General features: G+C 61.8%; 12 protein-coding genes and 1 pseudogene. 9 read left to right on the forward strand and 4 right to left on the reverse strand.

Annotation, left to right across the window (positions count from 1 at the left end):
* Positions 1-134 precede the first annotated feature (134 nt).
* The gene (gene rpsU, locus ATN84_RS17020) at positions 135-365 is read right to left on the reverse strand and encodes a 30S ribosomal protein S21 (protein ID WP_068882859.1); all 231 of its coding nucleotides are present in this window, start codon (positions 363-365) and stop codon (positions 135-137) included.
* A 364-nt stretch (positions 366-729) separates the two neighbouring features.
* Between rpsU and ATN84_RS17025 the strand changes: the two genes are divergently transcribed.
* From ATN84_RS17025 to ATN84_RS17045, 5 genes and pseudogenes are all read left to right on the forward strand, one after another.
* Positions 730-1,983, forward strand: a complete 1,254-nt coding sequence (locus tag ATN84_RS17025) for a sarcosine oxidase subunit beta (protein ID WP_068882860.1) — start codon at positions 730-732, stop codon at positions 1,981-1,983.
* A gap of 16 nt (positions 1,984-1,999) precedes the next feature.
* Positions 2,000-2,275: pseudogene (locus ATN84_RS28160) on the forward strand (sarcosine oxidase subunit delta); the annotation flags it as partial.
* 158 nt (positions 2,276-2,433) lie between these two features.
* Complete coding sequence (locus ATN84_RS17035) at positions 2,434-5,445, forward strand: sarcosine oxidase subunit alpha (RefSeq protein ID WP_068882861.1); 3,012 nt, start codon at positions 2,434-2,436, stop codon at positions 5,443-5,445.
* The gene (locus ATN84_RS17040; protein WP_068882862.1) at positions 5,438-6,001 is read left to right on the forward strand and encodes a sarcosine oxidase subunit gamma; all 564 of its coding nucleotides are present in this window, start codon (positions 5,438-5,440) and stop codon (positions 5,999-6,001) included. The genes ATN84_RS17035 and ATN84_RS17040 overlap by 8 nt, the downstream gene beginning before the upstream one ends.
* Before the next feature lie 395 nt (positions 6,002-6,396).
* Positions 6,397-7,623: a hypothetical protein gene (locus ATN84_RS17045; RefSeq protein ID WP_068882863.1), complete on the forward strand. Its 1,227-nt coding sequence runs from the start codon at positions 6,397-6,399 to the stop codon at positions 7,621-7,623.
* A 35-nt stretch (positions 7,624-7,658) separates the two neighbouring features.
* Here ATN84_RS17045 and ATN84_RS17050 read toward each other — a convergent pair whose 3' ends face one another.
* Together ATN84_RS17050 and ATN84_RS17055 are read right to left on the reverse strand one after the other, a co-directional pair.
* On the reverse strand, positions 7,659-8,132 hold the full coding sequence (locus tag ATN84_RS17050) for a MaoC family dehydratase (RefSeq protein ID WP_068882864.1): 474 nt from the start codon (positions 8,130-8,132) through the stop codon (positions 7,659-7,661).
* A gap of 130 nt (positions 8,133-8,262) precedes the next feature.
* Positions 8,263-8,931: an HAD family hydrolase gene (locus ATN84_RS17055; protein WP_068882865.1), complete on the reverse strand. Its 669-nt coding sequence runs from the start codon at positions 8,929-8,931 to the stop codon at positions 8,263-8,265.
* A gap of 164 nt (positions 8,932-9,095) precedes the next feature.
* Between ATN84_RS17055 and ATN84_RS17060 the strand changes: the two genes are divergently transcribed.
* The 4 genes from ATN84_RS17060 to ATN84_RS17075 all read left to right on the forward strand — a co-directional run bounded on the left by ATN84_RS17060 (position 9,096) and on the right by ATN84_RS17075 (position 14,076).
* The gene (locus ATN84_RS17060) at positions 9,096-10,415 is read left to right on the forward strand and encodes an NAD(P)H-dependent oxidoreductase (protein WP_068883534.1); all 1,320 of its coding nucleotides are present in this window, start codon (positions 9,096-9,098) and stop codon (positions 10,413-10,415) included.
* 235 nt (positions 10,416-10,650) lie between these two features.
* Positions 10,651-11,691: a thiamine pyrophosphate-dependent dehydrogenase E1 component subunit alpha gene (locus tag ATN84_RS17065; RefSeq protein ID WP_068882866.1), complete on the forward strand. Its 1,041-nt coding sequence runs from the start codon at positions 10,651-10,653 to the stop codon at positions 11,689-11,691.
* 1 nt (position 11,692) lies between these two features.
* Entirely contained in the window at positions 11,693-12,691 is a 999-nt protein-coding gene (locus ATN84_RS17070) for an alpha-ketoacid dehydrogenase subunit beta (RefSeq protein ID WP_068882867.1), read from the forward strand.
* A gap of 2 nt (positions 12,692-12,693) precedes the next feature.
* Entirely contained in the window at positions 12,694-14,076 is a 1,383-nt protein-coding gene (locus ATN84_RS17075) for an acetoin dehydrogenase dihydrolipoyllysine-residue acetyltransferase subunit (RefSeq protein WP_068882868.1), read from the forward strand.
* A gap of 126 nt (positions 14,077-14,202) precedes the next feature.
* On the opposite strand, the gene ATN84_RS17080 is transcribed toward ATN84_RS17075, so the two are convergent.
* The gene (locus ATN84_RS17080; RefSeq protein ID WP_068882869.1) at positions 14,203-15,600 is read right to left on the reverse strand and encodes an NAD(P)(+) transhydrogenase (Re/Si-specific) subunit beta; all 1,398 of its coding nucleotides are present in this window, start codon (positions 15,598-15,600) and stop codon (positions 14,203-14,205) included.
* Positions 15,601-15,603 lie beyond the last annotated feature (3 nt).

A 15,603-nucleotide genomic window follows, 5' to 3' on the forward strand; every position in this document is an offset into this window, starting at 1 on the left:
TTCCATTATTCCTTTTTGGCTTCCCCCGCGCGTGACACAGCAAAAAAGGTGGCGGTGACGATCATCACCCCACCTTTGGCTCAATCCTTAAAACCCTCGCGCAGGCGCATGCCGAAAGCGCAGGGGAACGCCGATCAACGGGCAGCTACGCGGCCGCCGCTGACCAGACCTTCACGCTGGGCGCGCTTGCGCGCCAGCTTACGGGCGCGGCGGACGGCCTCGGCCTTCTCGCGAGCACGCTTTTCCGACGGCTTTTCGTAGTGGCCGCGCATCTTCATTTCACGGAAGATGCCTTCGCGCTGCATCTTCTTCTTGAGCGCGCGGAGAGCCTGATCAACATTGTTATCGCGGACGAGTACCTGCACGTGTAATCCCGTTTCAGTTAGAATTTCGGTTTAGCCAAGGTCAGATGATCGGCTGCGAACCTCCAAACACCAAGGCTTCGCAACGGATATCCGAAGCAAATTGGAGTTGGCTGATAGCAGAAACCCGAGCCAATGTCCACACTGCAGCGCGTCAAATATGAGGCTCTCCCGCCCCACAACCGGGCGGCAGCGCGAATCACGGCCGGTTACCATTCGATAATACCAATAAATACCCGACCCCATGAAAGTGAAACGCCATGGTTGGTCGCAAAATGGCAAAATCTTCAAGCCGCGATGGTCTAGTGATAAGGAAACGGGACTATTCCGCCGGCGCTTAGCCGCCGGTCGCCCAGAAGGGAAAAACATGCGCAGATACTCGGTTTTCGCCATCGCCCGCGAGGCGATGCGCGGAGGCAAAGGCTGGGAACAGCAATGGTCCTCGCCGGAGCCAAAGTCAGAATATGACGTCATCATCATCGGCGCCGGCGGTCATGGCCTGGCGACAGCCTATTATCTCGCCAAGGAGCACGGCATCACCAATGTCGCAGTCCTGGAAAAAGGCTGGCTCGGCGGCGGCAATACCGGCCGCAACACCACGATCATCCGCTCCAACTACCTCTATGACGAATCGGCCGGTATCTACGACCATGCCGTGAAGCTGTGGGAAGGGCTGAGCCAGGATCTGAACTATAACGTCATGTATTCGGCGCGCGGCGTCATGATGCTCGCCCATAACGTCCATGACGTGCAGGTCCTGAAACGCCATGTCCATGCCAATCGCCTGAACGGCATCGACAATGAATGGCTGACGCCCGAAGAGGCGAAGAAATACTGTCCGCCGCTCAACATCTCGCAGACAGCGCGCTATCCCGTCGTCGGCGCCGCGCTACAGCGGCGCGGCGGCACGGCCCGTCACGACGCGGTTGCCTGGGGCTATGCCCGCGCCGCATCCGACCGCGGCGTTCACATCATCCAGAACTGCGAGGTCACCGGCATCCGCCGTTCGCCGACAGGTGCGGTGACGGGCGTCGAGACTACGCAAGGCTTCATAGGCGCGAAAAAGATCGGCGTCGTCGCCGCGGGCCATACATCTGTTCTGATGAACATGGCCGGCGTACGCATGCCGCTGGAAAGCTATCCGCTGCAGGCGCTGGTCTCCGAGCCGGTGAAGCCGGCCTTCCCCTGTGTCGTCATGTCGAACACGGTCCACGCCTATATCTCGCAGTCGGACAAGGGCGAACTGGTGATCGGCGCAGGCACCGACCAGTACACCTCCTATTCGCAGACCGGCGGCCTGCACATCATCAACCACACGCTCGATGCGATCTGCGAGATGTTCCCCATCTTTACGCGCATGAAGATGATGCGTTCCTGGGGCGGCATCGTCGACGTGACGCCGGACCGCTCGCCGATCCTCGCCAAGACGCCGGTTTCGGGCCTCTACGTCAATTGCGGCTGGGGAACGGGCGGCTTCAAGGCGACGCCGGGCTCCGGCAACGTCTTCGCCTATACCATCGCCCGCGACGAACCCCATCGCATTAACGCGCCGTTCACGCTCGACCGCTTCCGCACCGGCCGCCTGATCGACGAGGCGGCGGCCGCCGCCGTCGCGCATTAAGGGAGCAAGAAGAAAAATGTTGCTGATCTATTGCCCCTATTGCCAGGAAGAGCGGCCTGAAATCGAGTTCCGCCACGCGGGCGAAGCCCATCTCGTGCGCTCGCCCGATATCGCCGATCAGGGCGAGCTGGAATTCGAGGCCTATCTCTATCTGCGCCAGAACCCCAAGGGCATCGTCGCCGAACGCTGGCGGCATATCCATGGCTGCGGCCGGTTCTTCAACGCCATCCGCGACACGGTGAGCGACCGCATCTACGCCACCTACAAAGCTGGCGAGCCGATGCCGGATCTGGATGCCGTTGTCGCCAACGCTCCCAATACCGCCCATTCCGGAAAGCCGCTGACGTCGACGGCGAGCGCAGCTCGTCCGTCCATGGCGAACGAAGGTCGCTCGTCCGCTGCGCGTGCAGCCAAACCCGCACCCGCCCGCAAATCAAAGGCCTGATCCCCATGTCGTTCAATTCCAAATCAGGTAGCAACCGCATCGCGGGCGCAGGCCGCCTCACCCCGGCCAAGGTCGTCCGTTTCACCTTCGACGGCCAGCATTTCACCGGGCTGGAGGGCGACACCCTCGCCTCCGCGCTCCTTGCCAACGGCGTGCATCTCGTCGGCCGCTCGTTCAAATATCACCGTCCGCGCGGCATCCTCTCCGCTGGTGCCGAGGAGCCAAACGCGCTGGTCGGCATCGAGCGCGACCGTACCCGTCGGCAACCCAATGTCCGTGCCACTGTGCAGGAGGTCTATGATGGGCTGAAGGCCGTCTCGCAGAACCGCTGGCCGTCTCTCGGTTTCGATATCGGCTCCCTCAACGACCTCATGTCGCCGTTTTTCACCGCCGGCTTCTACTACAAGACCTTCATGTGGCCGAAGGCGGCGTGGAAGAGCCTGTATGAGCCCAATATCCGCGCTGCAGCCGGCCTTGGCGAGGCACCGGATGAGCCCGATGCCGATCACTACGCCAGCCGGTTTGCCCATTGCGACGTGCTGGTGATCGGCGCGGGTGCGGCGGGCCTTAGCGCAGCGCTTGCAGCGGCGGAAACCGGAGCGCAGGTCATAATCTGCGACGAGCAGGCTCAGGTGGGCGGTGCGCTGCGCTATGACAGCGGCGCCCGTATCGAAGGCCGGCCGGGCTATGAATGGGCGCAGGAAACTGCGGCGCGGCTTGCAAAAATGGACAATGTCCGCATGCTCACCCGCACCACGGCCTTCGGCTATTATGCCCAGAATTTCGTGGGGCTGGTCGAGCGCGTCACCGAACATATGGCGCGGCCGGCCCACGATCTGCCGCGCGAAAAACTCTGGCAGGTGCGCGCCAGGCGCGTCATCCTCGCCACCGGCGCGATCGAGCGCCACATGGTCTTCGCCGACAATGACCGGCCGGGCATTATGCTTGCCGCCGCCGCCCGCACCTATCTGAACCATTACGGCGTCGCGGTCGGCCGCAAGGTCGGCGTCTATACGGCCAATGATTCGGCTTATGCGGCGGCGATCGATCTGAAGCGCGCCGGCATCGACATTCCGGCGATCGTCGATCTGCGCGATGCGCCTGCCTCTGATCTCATCGAAGAGGTGCGCGGCCTCGGCATCGAGGTGCTCGCCGGCCACGCCGTGAAGAAGGTCGGCGGGACGCGCCGCGTCTCTTCGTTGACGGTGACGCCGAAGAACGGTGGCAGCACCCGGTCCATTCCCGTCGATGCGCTGATCAACTCGGCGGGCTGGACGCCCTCCGTGCATCTCTTCTCGCAATCGCGCGGCAAGGTGCGCTGGGACAAGGAAGCCGAGCGTTTCCTGCCCGGCACCTATGTGCAGGATTGCGTTTCCGTCGGCGCCTGCAACGGCACGGACGGGCTGCAGGAAACGATAGACGAAGCCCTTGCGGCAGGCGAGCACATGGCCCGCGAGGCCGGTGTTGCATCGAAGGCCAAAGGCACGAAGCTCACCGCCTCCGGCGGCGCTTCCTGGGCCGGTGGCATGATCGGTTCGGCGCCCGGCGCCGGCCCCGACACCACCGTCAAGGCCTTTATCGATTTCCAGAACGACGTCACCGCCAAGGATATCCGCCAGGCGGTACGCGAGGGCATGCACTCGATCGAGCACGTCAAGCGCTTCACCACCACGGGGATGGCCACCGATCAGGGCAAAACCTCCAACCTGCACGGTCTGGCGATCGCCGCCGAGGCGCTGCAGCGTGATATTCCGGAAGTAGGGCTGACGACCTTCCGCCCGCCCTATACGCCGGTCACCTTCGGCGCCATCGTCAACCACGCGCGGCACGAACTCTTCGACCCGACGCGCCGCACGCCGATGCATGCCTGGCATGAGGCGCATGGCGCGGTCTTCGAGGATGTCGGTCAGTGGAAGCGGCCATGGTATTATCCACGCCCCGGCGAGGATATGCACAAGGCGGTCGACCGCGAATGCGTGGCGGTCCGCAATGCCGCCGGTATTTTCGACGCCTCGACCCTCGGCAAGATCGAGGTGGTCGGCCCCGATGCGGCAAAGTTCCTGGAGCTTCTCTACACCAACCCTTGGGCGAAGCTCGGTGTCGGCCGCCTACGCTATGGCGTGATGCTGCGCGAGGATGGCTTCATCTATGATGACGGCGTGGTCGGCCGGATCGCGGAGGATCGTTTCCATGTGACGACGACGACCGGCGGCGCACCGCGCGTCATGCATCATATGGAGGACTATCTTCAGACCGAGTTCCCACATCTCGATGTCTGGATCACCTCCACCACCGAGCAGTGGGCCGTCATCGCCGTGCAGGGACCGAAGGCGCGCGATATCATCGCGCCGCTTGTCGAAGGCATCGATCTTTCGACGGAAGCCTTCCCGCATATGAGTGTGCGCGAAGGCAAGATCTGCGGCGTGCCGACCCGGCTGTTCCGCATGTCCTTTACCGGCGAGATGGGCTACGAAATCAACGTGCCTGCCGATTACGGCCAGGCCGTTTGGGAAGCGATCTATGAGAGCGGCAAGCCGTATGGTCTCGCTCCCTATGGCACCGAAACGATGCATGTGCTGCGCGCCGAGAAGGGCTATATCATCGTTGGGCAGGATACGGACGGCACCGTCACGCCCTATGATGCGGGCCTTGCCTGGGCGATCGGCAAGAACAAGACGGATTTCGTCGGCATCCGCGGCCTGAAACGGCCCGATCTGGTGGCCGAAGGCCGCAAGCAGCTTGTCGGTCTGAAAACCAGGGATCCCAAAACCGTGCTGGAAGAAGGCGCGCAGATCGTCGCCGATCCGAAACAGGCGATACCGATGACCATAATCGGCCACGTCACCTCCTCCTACTGGTCGGAGAATTGCGGCCGCTCCATCGCGCTGGCGCTTGTCGCCAACGGTTCCAAGCGCCTGGGCGAAACGCTCTACGTGCCGATGCCCGACGGCGTCATCGAGGTCGAAGTAACGGGACCCGTATTCATCGATGAAAAGGGAGAGCGTCTCCATGGCTAAGCCTGCAATATCCCCGTCCATTGCCCGCAATCTCCCCCTAACCGGCCGTCACGGGGGTACAGGACTCGTCTCCATCCTGCCCGCCGAACCGGCCTTCCGCACTTCCCTGCGCGCCCGTCCCGATGCATTGGGCACGCTCTCCAAGGCGCTGGGCGTCGCGCTCCCCGAAAAGCCTAAATCCTCCGTAACCGCGGGTACGCGCACTGCCCTGTGGCTCGGCCCCGACGAATGGCTGGTGATCGACACGGGCGGCAAAGACCCCGCCGCCGACCTGGCCAAGGTGAAGGTGCTGCACTCGGCGGTCGATGTCTCCCAGCGCAACACCGCCATTCTCGTTTCCGGCCCTGCCGCCGAAGCGACGATCAATGCCGGCTGCCCGCAGGACCTGTCGCTTGCCGTTTTCCCTGTGGGAGCGGTCTCCCGCACGGTGCTCGGCAAGATCGAGATCGTGCTGTGGCGTACCGGCGAGTACACCTTCCGCGTCGAATGCTGGCGCTCCTTCTCGGTCTATGCCTTCACCTTTTTGAGCGAGGCCGCCCGGAACGCAATGATTTAGGCAAGTTTTCCCACCTCCCACCGTCATCCTCGGGCTTGACCCGAGGATCCACGGCAAAGAGGCGGAAACGAAACTATCGGCCGCAACGGGATCGTTAATCGTCGATCCTGATATTGATCGTATCCATTTCACTGGAATGCGTCGATGCGGATAAAAAGGTCAGTGCTCCTCAGCCGTGGATTCTCGGGTCAAGCCCGAGGATGACGACTGGGATGGGGAGATGGACGATGATCCCGGAGGAAAGTGCTGTCTCGCCGATAGCTTTTTAAAAACGAAATACTTTCCCTTCTGCCATAAAACGCTCTAAGAGACGCCCTACTTCCCGCCGGTCTTGGCGGATATTTCGCGCGGAATCCTCGGGTTCCGCGCGAATTTGCATCTACAGAGCATGGTTTATGATCGTCAAAAAGCGTCTCGTTCTCAATTTCACCGGCTATGAAGGTTTGCATCCGGGTGCCGTGCGCGGCCGCCATATGCAGGCCGTCGCCGATTTCGACCGGCTCTGGCATGCCCGCACGCAGGCGACCCCCATGGTGGCGGAGGATGGCGGCTGCGGCTCGATGCAGCTCATGACTGAAGGCGCCGACTGGAAAACCGAAGTCGAGTTTTGCCAGTTCGGCACCGCTGATATTTTCGACGATTACGCCAAACGATCTACATTATCCCGGCTCTCGACCGGTCTTCGTGCTTTTCTCGATATCCTGTTCACCGGTACGCTCTGGCGCTATGCTGTGACTAGCTGGCGCTTCATCCTGTTCTTCCTCTGGCCTTTCGGGCTGACGCTGACTCTTGTCGGTCTTGCCGCATTGATTGCCGTCATCCCTCTCATTTTGGGTCTTGGCACCCTGCATTTCACCTGGTCGCTACCGCTTGCCGTCGCCGCCGGCGCGATTCTCATGCGCTGGCCCGGAAAGAAATTCTTCCTGTCCTATCTCCTGGACGACTGGTCTGCCGCCTATGATCGCATCCACCGCGGCAATTCCAAGCTCAACGCGCGCAGGCACGAATTCGCTGATTTCCTTACCCGGAAACTGCGCGAAACCGATGCCGATGAAGTCGTCATCGTCGGCCACAGCCTCGGCACCGTGCCAGCCGTGGAGGCCATTGCCGATATCAGCCGCCAAAGCCCGGAGCTTCTGGAAAAGCAGCCCGTCTCGCTGCTCGCCATCGGCTCATGCCTTCTGATGATCGCCTTTCATCCAAAGGCCGGGAACCTGCGCGAGGATGTCCGGACGGTCATGGAGAATACATCGGTCCTCTGGGCGGAATTCCAGGCGCTGACCGACATCATCCATTTCTATGATTCCAATCCCGCCCAGGCCCTGGCCATCACGCCGAAAAATCCGCCCGTCATCTCTCGGATCAGATTCAAGAACGTGCACAATGAAAGCCGTTACAAGCGCGCCAAGGGCAATTTCTTCAAGATGCACCTGCTCTTCCTCAAGGGAGCGCAGAAGCGCAATTCCTATGATTTCGGCATGTTCCTGCACGGCCCCTTCGCCCTGCGCGGCCTAGTGACCACCCACAAAGAAAAGGCCGCCCCTCTCGATGAAGAAGGACGGCTTGGTTACACTCCGCTTGCAAGGGGAGTAGGGGAGTATTATCGATACACAGGCAAATAACGCAATTAAACCTACTCCCTTATTCCCTTACTCCCCTATTCCCCCGTCTCAACTACTGCGATCGTCAGCCACGTCGCCGTCAGGGCCGGCTTCAGCGAATTCTCGATCTCCAGCGTCACTTCATAATGGTTGACCACCCGGCCGGAGGGACGGATATCGGCCTCCGCCAACTTGAAGCGGGCGCGCACCCGTGCGCCGCTCTTGACCGGCGCCATGAAGCGCACCTTGTCGAAACCGTAATTGATACCCATCGTCGCGCCCTGGATCATCGGCAGCGCCTCGAAAGCGAGCGTCGAAAGCAGCGACAGGGTAAGGAACCCATGCGCGATGGTGCCGCCGAACGGCGTTTCCTTCGCCGCCCGTTCCGGATCCACATGGATGAATTGATGATCGTCGGTCGCATCCGCGAATTTGTCGATCATCTCCTGGGTTACCACCCGCCACTCGGAACAGCCGATTTCCGTGCCGACGGCATCTCTCAACTGGTCCAGTGTAATTGCTTCTTTCATATCGCCGCTTCTCTCGTGGGCGGAGCCGCAGGGCTCCTCTATGTTCTTACTAGTCGCTGTTTAGCAATTTGGCATGACATGACAAACGGCCCTGATCGATAAAGAGAAAAAGCCACGCCACTGTGGCAATTCAGCCAATAACCAGCTCCGCTATATCATCCCAGCTTGAACAAACGGCGGTCGCGCCCTGTTCCATAAGCCGTTCGGCATGGCCGTCATAGCTGTGGCCGCCGCCGGTATAGCCGATTGCCGTCATGCCGGCCGCCACCGCGCCTTCCATCCCATAAGGCGAATCCTCGATGACGACGCAGCGGCGGGGATCAGTCCCCATCCTTTCGGCCGCATGGAGAAAGAGATCGGGCGCCGGCTTGCCGCGCTTGACCATCGAGGAGGAATAGATCGCATCGCCCAAAAGCCGGCGAAGGCCCGTGACATCGAGGCTGAATTCGATACGCTCCAGGGATGAGGAGGAAGCGACGCATCGTGATGTCTCCAGCCGCTTCAGGAAATCGACGATGCCCGTCGTCGGCTGCAATGATTCGGCAAAGAGCAGTCGCGTTTCCGGCCATATGTTGGCCTCCGCCGTTTGCGGCAGGTGATGCCCGGTCAGTTCCGCGATTTTGAGGATGATATCGGCCTGCTTCATGCCGACACCATGCGCCACGGTGCCTTCAGGTATCGGCATTCCTTCCTTTGCGTAGACATTGTGATAGGCAAGAGCCGCAAGCGGCTCGCTATCCACAAGCACCCCATCGCAATCGAAAATCACCAGATCGAAAGGATTAAGCCCAGTTTTCATTGATACTCCCAGATGAATTCTTCGTGACATCGCCCGTATTCCGACTTCAGGAATGGACATAGGTATTGACAAGGATACAAATGTTCAATAGGCGATTGTATCAACAAAGCGGCGGCGATGCCCGCCCGAAGATCGAGCGCTACCGGCGTCTCGAGGAGGAACAGATGACAACCAACGTAGCATTGACAGGTCTGGCCCGTGATATGAAGGCGCGCGCCGACAGCGGCAAGCCGATCCGCATCGGGCTGATCGGCTCGGGCGAAATGGGAACGGATATCGTCTCCCGCGTCGCCCATATGCCCGGCATCGAGATCGGCGCGATCTCCGAACTGCGCACGCCTAACGCGATTAAGGCGGTCGATATCGCCTATCAGGAAGAAGGCCACGCAAAGGAGGTTTCCACCGCATTGGACCTGACGAAGGCCATGGAGAGCCACAAGGTCGCCGTGACCGACAATGCCGACCTGATCCTCCAGAACGATCTGATCGATGTCGTGATCGACGCGACAGGCGTTCCCGCCGTCGGCGCGGAGATCGGCCTGCGCGCCATGGAGCATGGCAAGCATCTCGTCATGATGAATGTCGAGGCTGACGTGACCATCGGCGCCTATTTGAAAAGCGAGGCCGACCGGCTGGGCGTCACCTATTCGCTGGGTGCCGGCGACGAACCGTCCTCCTGCATGGAGCTGATCGAATTCGTCACCGCCATGGGCCATCCGATCGTGGCCGCCGGCAAGGGCAAGAACAACCCGCTCAACATCGACGCGGTTCCCCACGACTATGCCGAGGAAGCCGCGCGCCGCAACATGAATGTGCGCATGCTGGTCGAGTTCGTCGACGGTTCCAAAACCATGGTGGAAATGGCGGCGATCGCCAATGCCACGGGCCTCGTGCCCGACAAGCCGGGCATGCATGGCCCGACCGCCACGGTGACCGAGCTCAACAAGACGCTGATTCCGGAAAAGGACGGCGGCGTGCTCTCCAAGGTCGGCGTCGTCGATTATTCGATAGGCAAGGGCGTGGCCCCGGGCGTCTTCGTCATCGCCGACATGTCGCACCCGCGCATCCGCGAGCGCATGGAAGATTTGAAGATGGGCCATGGCCCCTACTTCACCTTCCATCGGCCTTATCACCTGACCTCCCTCGAAGTGCCGCTCACCTGCGCCCGCGTCGTGCTCTACGGCAAGCCCGACATGGTGCCGCTGGCGAAGCCCGTCGCCGAAGTCTGCGCCGTCGCCAAGAAGGACCTTAAGCCGGGCGACAAGCTCGATGCCATCGGCGAATACAGCTATCGCGCCTGGATCATGACCGCGCCGGAAGCCCGCGCCGCAAAGGCCATTCCCTGTGGGCTGCTGGAACGCGGCGCCGTCACCGCTCCGATCAAGAAGGGTGAGTTGATCACCTACGAGAACGCCGCCGTCGAGCCCGGATCGAAGATCGCCGAACTGCGTTCACGGCAGGACAGGTTGGTATATGCGGGCTGAGTGGTTCGTCAATCTACCTCCCCCTCGTCATCCTCGGGCTTGACCCGAGGATCCACGGCAAGGAGGCGAAGATGAGACTATCACCCGCGATGGGATCGGGAGGAACCAACTCGGATATCGGCTGTTTCCGCTCGCTGGAACGAGCCGATGCAATGGAAAGACTAGTGCCCCTTTGCCCATGGATCCTCGGGTCAAGCCCGAGGATGACGATGGGAGGAGCGGAGGAGAACTTCTCATGGATAAGGCCAGCGTAAACGCGAAAGCCGCACGCGAAGAAGGCAAACACAATCTGCCCTTCGCCTTCCGGCAATATTCGCCCGAGCAGCTCAAGGAAGCGCTGCGAAAGATGTATCTGATCCGCCGCTTCGAGGAAGGAGCGGAGGAAAGCTACACGCGTGGCTTCATCCACGGCACCATGCATCTTTCCATCGGCCAGGAAGCGAGCGCCGTCGGCATCTCGCTCCCCCTCACCGATGACGACATGATCACCTCCACCCATCGCGGCCACGGCCACTGCATCGCCAAGGGGGCTGATGTCTCCAGGATGTTTGCCGAGTTCTTCGGCAAGGAAACCGGTTATTGCCACGGCCGCGGCGGATCGATGCACATCGCCGACGTTTCCAAGGGCAATCTCGGCGCCAATGGCATCGTCGGCGGCGGTATCCCTATCGCCGTCGGCGCCGCCCTTTCCATGAAGAAGCAGAAGACGGGCCGCGTCGTCATTTCCTGGTTCGGCGATGGCGCCAACAATGAAGGCGCATTCCATGAAGCGCTGAACATGGCCTCGGTCTGGAAGCTGCCTGTTATCTTCGTCTGCGAGAACAATGGCTACGGCATGTCGACCTCGACCAAGCGCGCCACCGCCGTTCCCAATATCGCGGATCGTGCCGCCGCCTATGCAATGCCGGGCATCGTCGTCGACGGCAACAATCTTTCGGAAGTCGCCGAAGCCTCCCATGAGGCGGTCGAGCGCGCTCGACGGGGCGAAGGCCCGACCCTGATCGAGTGCAAGACCTATCGCCACCGCGGCCACTCCAAGAGCGACCGCAACCGCTACCGCACCAAGGAGGAGATCGAGGACTGGATCAACAATCGCGACCCGATCCGGCTCTTCGAGGAGCAGATGCAGGAATATGGCGTCATCAACGCCGCCGGCATCGAGGCGGTCCGTGCCGATGTCGAGCGTGAGATCGAAGCCGCCATCGAATTCGCCAAGACGAGTCCCTCACCTGACATCGCAAGCCTGACCCGCGACGTTTATACGGACCTTCCCTGACATGGACACGACGATCCGCGAACTGAGTTATGCCCAGGCCATCCAGGAAGCGATGGCCATCGCCATGGAGCGCGACGAGCGCGTGTTCCTGATGGGCGAGGATATCGGCGTCTATGGCGGCGCGTTCCAGGTGACGGGCGATCTCGTCCACCGCTTCGGCGAGGATCGCGTCATGGATACGCCGATCTCGGAACTGGGCGGCGCGGGCGTCGCCGTCGGCGCGGCGGTGACGGGCATGCGCCCGATCTTCGAGTTCCAGTTCTCCGATTTCGCCGCTCTCGCCATGGAGCAGATCGTCAACCAGGCCGCCAAGATGCGCTACATGCTGGGCGGCGCGGTTTCCGTTCCGCTCGTCATGCGCTTTCCTGCGGGGTCCGGCACGGGCGCCGCGGCGCAACACAGCCAGAGCATCGAAGCGTGGCTCGGCCATGTACCGGGGCTGAAGGTGGTGCAGCCGGCAACGCCGCATGACGCCAAGGGTCTGCTGCTTGCCGCGCTCGAAGACCCGGATCCGGTGATGATCTTCGAGCACAAGCTGCTCTACAAGATGAAGGGCCCGGTGCCTGAGGGCTATTATACAACGCCCATCGGCAAGGCCGAGATACGGCGCGAGGGTAAGGACGTCACCATCGTCGCCACTGCCATCATGGTACACAAGGCGCTGGAGGCGGCCGAGACGCTCGCATCCGAAGGCATCGACGCCGAGGTGATCGACCTGCGCACCATTCGCCCAATGGACCGCGAGACGGTCATTGCCAGCGTCAAGAAGACATCGCGGCTGATTTGCGTTTATGAGGGCGTCAAGACGCTGGGCGTCGGCGCCGAAGTCAGTGCCATGATCGCCGAGAGCGATGCATTCGATTTCCTCGATGCGCCGATCATCCGCCTTGGCGGCGCGGAAACGCCGATCCCCTATAATCCGGAGCTCGAAAAGGCTGCGGTGCCGCAAGTGCCGGATATCCTGAAAAGCGCCCGCGACCTCGTTAACGGGGTGCGCTGACGATGCCGGTCGAAGTCATCCTCCCCAAGGTCGACATGGATATGGAGACCGGCCGAATTTCCCGCTGGTACGCCAAGGACGGCGATGCCGTGACCAAGGGCCAGCTCCTGTTCGAGATCGAAACCGACAAGGCGGCGATGGAGGTCGACGCCCCCGCCAGCGGCACGCTGCGTGACATCTCCGCTGCCGAGGGCGCGACAGTGCCGGTTGGTCAGGCGGTGGCCTGGATTTTCGCGGACGGAGAAGAATATACGCCGACCGGAAAATCTGATGCCACTCCCGAGGCCACACCTAAAGCTGCGCCGGCAGAAATGGAATCAGCCCCTCACCCTTACCCTCTCCCCGCAGGCGGAGAGAGGGAGGCGTCGGCGTCGCCACCTCCATCTTCTCCCCGTTCACGGGGAGAAGATGCTGGCAGGCAGATGAGGGGCAATGATGAAGCCCCCCGCGCCACGCCGCTTGCCCGTCGTCTCGCTGTCAAAGCCGGACTGCAACTCGCGGATATTTCGGGCAGTGGGCCGAAGGGACGTATCACCCGGAGGGATGTCGAGGCGAACATTGCCGTATCCTCCCCGATGCCCGCGGTGAAAGAATCTCTCGCATCCACGGCAGATGCTCCTCTCCACGCGGTCTGGCTGCGTCAGGGCAACGATCCATCAGCCATGCCTCTCGTGCTCATTCACGGCTTCGGCGCGGATTTGAACAGCTGGCGGCCGCTCTTCGCCGGCATTCAGGTCGATAGCCCGGTTCTGGCCGTCGACCTTCCCGGCCATGGCAGCTCGACACGTGATATCCCCGAAAATCTCGATGCCGTTGCCGAACAGGTCGAACGGACGCTTTCAGCGCACCAAATCGGTCCGTTCGTTCTCGTTGGCCATTCCTTCGGCGGCGCCGTCGCCGCAACAATTACCGACCGCGGCAACGCCGATGCGCGCGCGCTGGCGCTGATCTCCACCGCCGGCCTTGGCCCAGAAATCAACCGCGCCTTCCTCGAAGGCTTCGTCGGGGCAAGGAGCGAGGCAAGCCTCATGCCCTGGTTGAAACAGCTTGTCGTGGACGACAGCCTGCTCAGCAAGCCTTTCGTCAACGCAACGCTCGCCCAGAGCGCCGACGAGGGTCTGCGCGCCGCGCAGAAGGTGATTGTCGACAGCTACTTCGCGGACGGCACGCAGACCTTTGACATCCGCCCGGCACTCGCCTCCTTGCGCATCCCCGTGCGGGTCATCTTCGGCGCCGGCGACCGTATCATTCCGGCAGCGCATGTGGCGGGACTTCCCGGAGAAATCGCCACCCACATCTTTGCCGCGACGGGCCACATGCCGCAGCTCGAACGCCGTGAGCAGGTTCTGAGAATCATCCAGGAGCTCGCCCGCGCCACCGCGTGAGCCCAGCCATTCCACCCCGAGAGACTGGCCCCGCCTCCGTGCGGGGCTTTTTTTGCGCGAGAAGCCCCCGGAGCCACAAAAAAGGCGGCTGAAAAGCCGCCTTTCTTCATGAGCTTTGATGCTGGGCTAGTGATCCAGCGCCTTGACGATATTCTCCACCATCTTCTTGGCGTCGGCGAAGAGCATCATGGTATTGTCGCGGAAGAAGAGCTCGTTCTCCACGCCGGCATAGCCCGAACCCATGCCGCGCTTGATGAAAAGCACCGTACCGGCCTTGTCCACATCCAGGATCGGCATGCCGTAGATCGGCGATTTCGGATCCGTCTTCGCTGCCGGGTTGGTCACGTCATTGGCGCCGATGACGAAGGCGACGTCGGCCTGCGCGAACTCGGAGTTGATGTCCTCGAGTTCGAACACCTCGTCATAGGGCACGTTAGCTTCGGCCAGAAGCACGTTCATGTGACCAGGCATGCGGCCCGCGACGGGATGGATGGCGTATTTGACCTCCACACCTTCCGCCTTGAGCTTGTCGGCCATCTCGCGCAGTGCATGCTGGGCCTGCGCCACCGCCATGCCGTAGCCCGGCACGATGATGACCTTGGAGGCGTTCTTCATGATGAAGGCCGCATCGTCGGCCGAGCCCTGCTTGACCGGACGCTGCTCGACCTCGCCGGCAGGACCGGCCGTCTCGCCACCGAAGCCTCCGAGGATGACCGAGAGGAACGAGCGGTTCATGCCCTTGCACATGATGTAGGAGAGGATCGCGCCCGACGAGCCGACGAGCGCGCCGGTGATGATCAGCGCCAGATTGCCCAGCGTGAAGCCGATGCCGGCCGCGGCCCAGCCCGAATAGGAGTTGAGCATCGAGACGACGACGGGCATATCGGCGCCGCCGATCGGCACGATGATCAGGCCGCCCAATACCAGCGACAGGATCACGATCAGCCAGAACACCGTGTGGCTTTCGGTATTCACCAGCACCGCGATCAGCACGACGATGGCAATGGCAAGCGCTGCATTGACGATGTGGCGGGCAGGCAGGAGGATCGGCTTGCCGGACATGCGGCCGTCGAGCTTCAGGAAGGCGATGACCGATCCTGTGAAGGTGATGGCGCCGATGGCGACGCCCAGCGACATCTCGATCAGCGCCTGGCCATGGATCGAGCCGATTTCGCCGATGCCGAAGGAGTCAGGCGTATAAAGTGCGGCGGCCGCCACCAGAACGGCGGCAAGGCCGATCAGCGAATGGAAGGCCGCGACCAGCTGCGGCATTGCCGTCATGGCGATGCGGCGCGCGATATAGGCGCCGATGCCGCCGCCGATGGCGATACCGATGACGATCAGCACCAGGCCGCCGAAGCTCGGCCTCGCCAGCGCAAGCGTGGTGATGATCGAGATTGCCATACCGACCATGCCGTAGAGATTGCCCTGTCGGCTGGTCGTGGGATGGGAAAGTCCGCGCAATGCCAGGATGAAAAGCACGCCCGAGACAAGATAGAGGAAGGCTGCCAGATCGACGCTCATGTT

This window comes from Paramesorhizobium deserti (genome assembly GCF_001558695.1).
Classification (GTDB): Bacteria; Pseudomonadota; Alphaproteobacteria; order Rhizobiales; family Rhizobiaceae; genus Paramesorhizobium; species Paramesorhizobium deserti.

What these genes read in the sequence shown, in the direction of transcription:
- ATN84_RS17025 (WP_068882860.1), top strand. Translation starts at nt 730, where the DNA reads ATGCGCAGATACTCGGTTTTCGCCATCGCCCGCGAGGCGATGCGCGGA.
- ATN84_RS17035 (WP_068882861.1), top strand. Translation starts at nt 2,434, where the DNA reads ATGTCGTTCAATTCCAAATCAGGTAGCAACCGCATCGCGGGCGCAGGC.
- ATN84_RS17040 (WP_068882862.1), top strand. Translation starts at nt 5,438, where the DNA reads ATGGCTAAGCCTGCAATATCCCCGTCCATTGCCCGCAATCTCCCCCTA.
- ATN84_RS17045 (WP_068882863.1), top strand. Translation starts at nt 6,397, where the DNA reads ATGATCGTCAAAAAGCGTCTCGTTCTCAATTTCACCGGCTATGAAGGT.
- ATN84_RS17050 (WP_068882864.1), bottom strand. Translation starts at nt 8,132, where the DNA reads ATGAAAGAAGCAATTACACTGGACCAGTTGAGAGATGCCGTCGGCACG.
- ATN84_RS17055 (WP_068882865.1), bottom strand. Translation starts at nt 8,931, where the DNA reads ATGAAAACTGGGCTTAATCCTTTCGATCTGGTGATTTTCGATTGCGAT.
- ATN84_RS17060 (WP_068883534.1), top strand. Translation starts at nt 9,096, where the DNA reads ATGACAACCAACGTAGCATTGACAGGTCTGGCCCGTGATATGAAGGCG.
- ATN84_RS17065 (WP_068882866.1), top strand. Translation starts at nt 10,651, where the DNA reads ATGGATAAGGCCAGCGTAAACGCGAAAGCCGCACGCGAAGAAGGCAAA.
- ATN84_RS17070 (WP_068882867.1), top strand. Translation starts at nt 11,693, where the DNA reads ATGGACACGACGATCCGCGAACTGAGTTATGCCCAGGCCATCCAGGAA.
- ATN84_RS17075 (WP_068882868.1), top strand. Translation starts at nt 12,694, where the DNA reads ATGCCGGTCGAAGTCATCCTCCCCAAGGTCGACATGGATATGGAGACC.
- ATN84_RS17080 (WP_068882869.1), bottom strand. Translation starts at nt 15,600, where the DNA reads ATGAGCGTCGATCTGGCAGCCTTCCTCTATCTTGTCTCGGGCGTGCTT.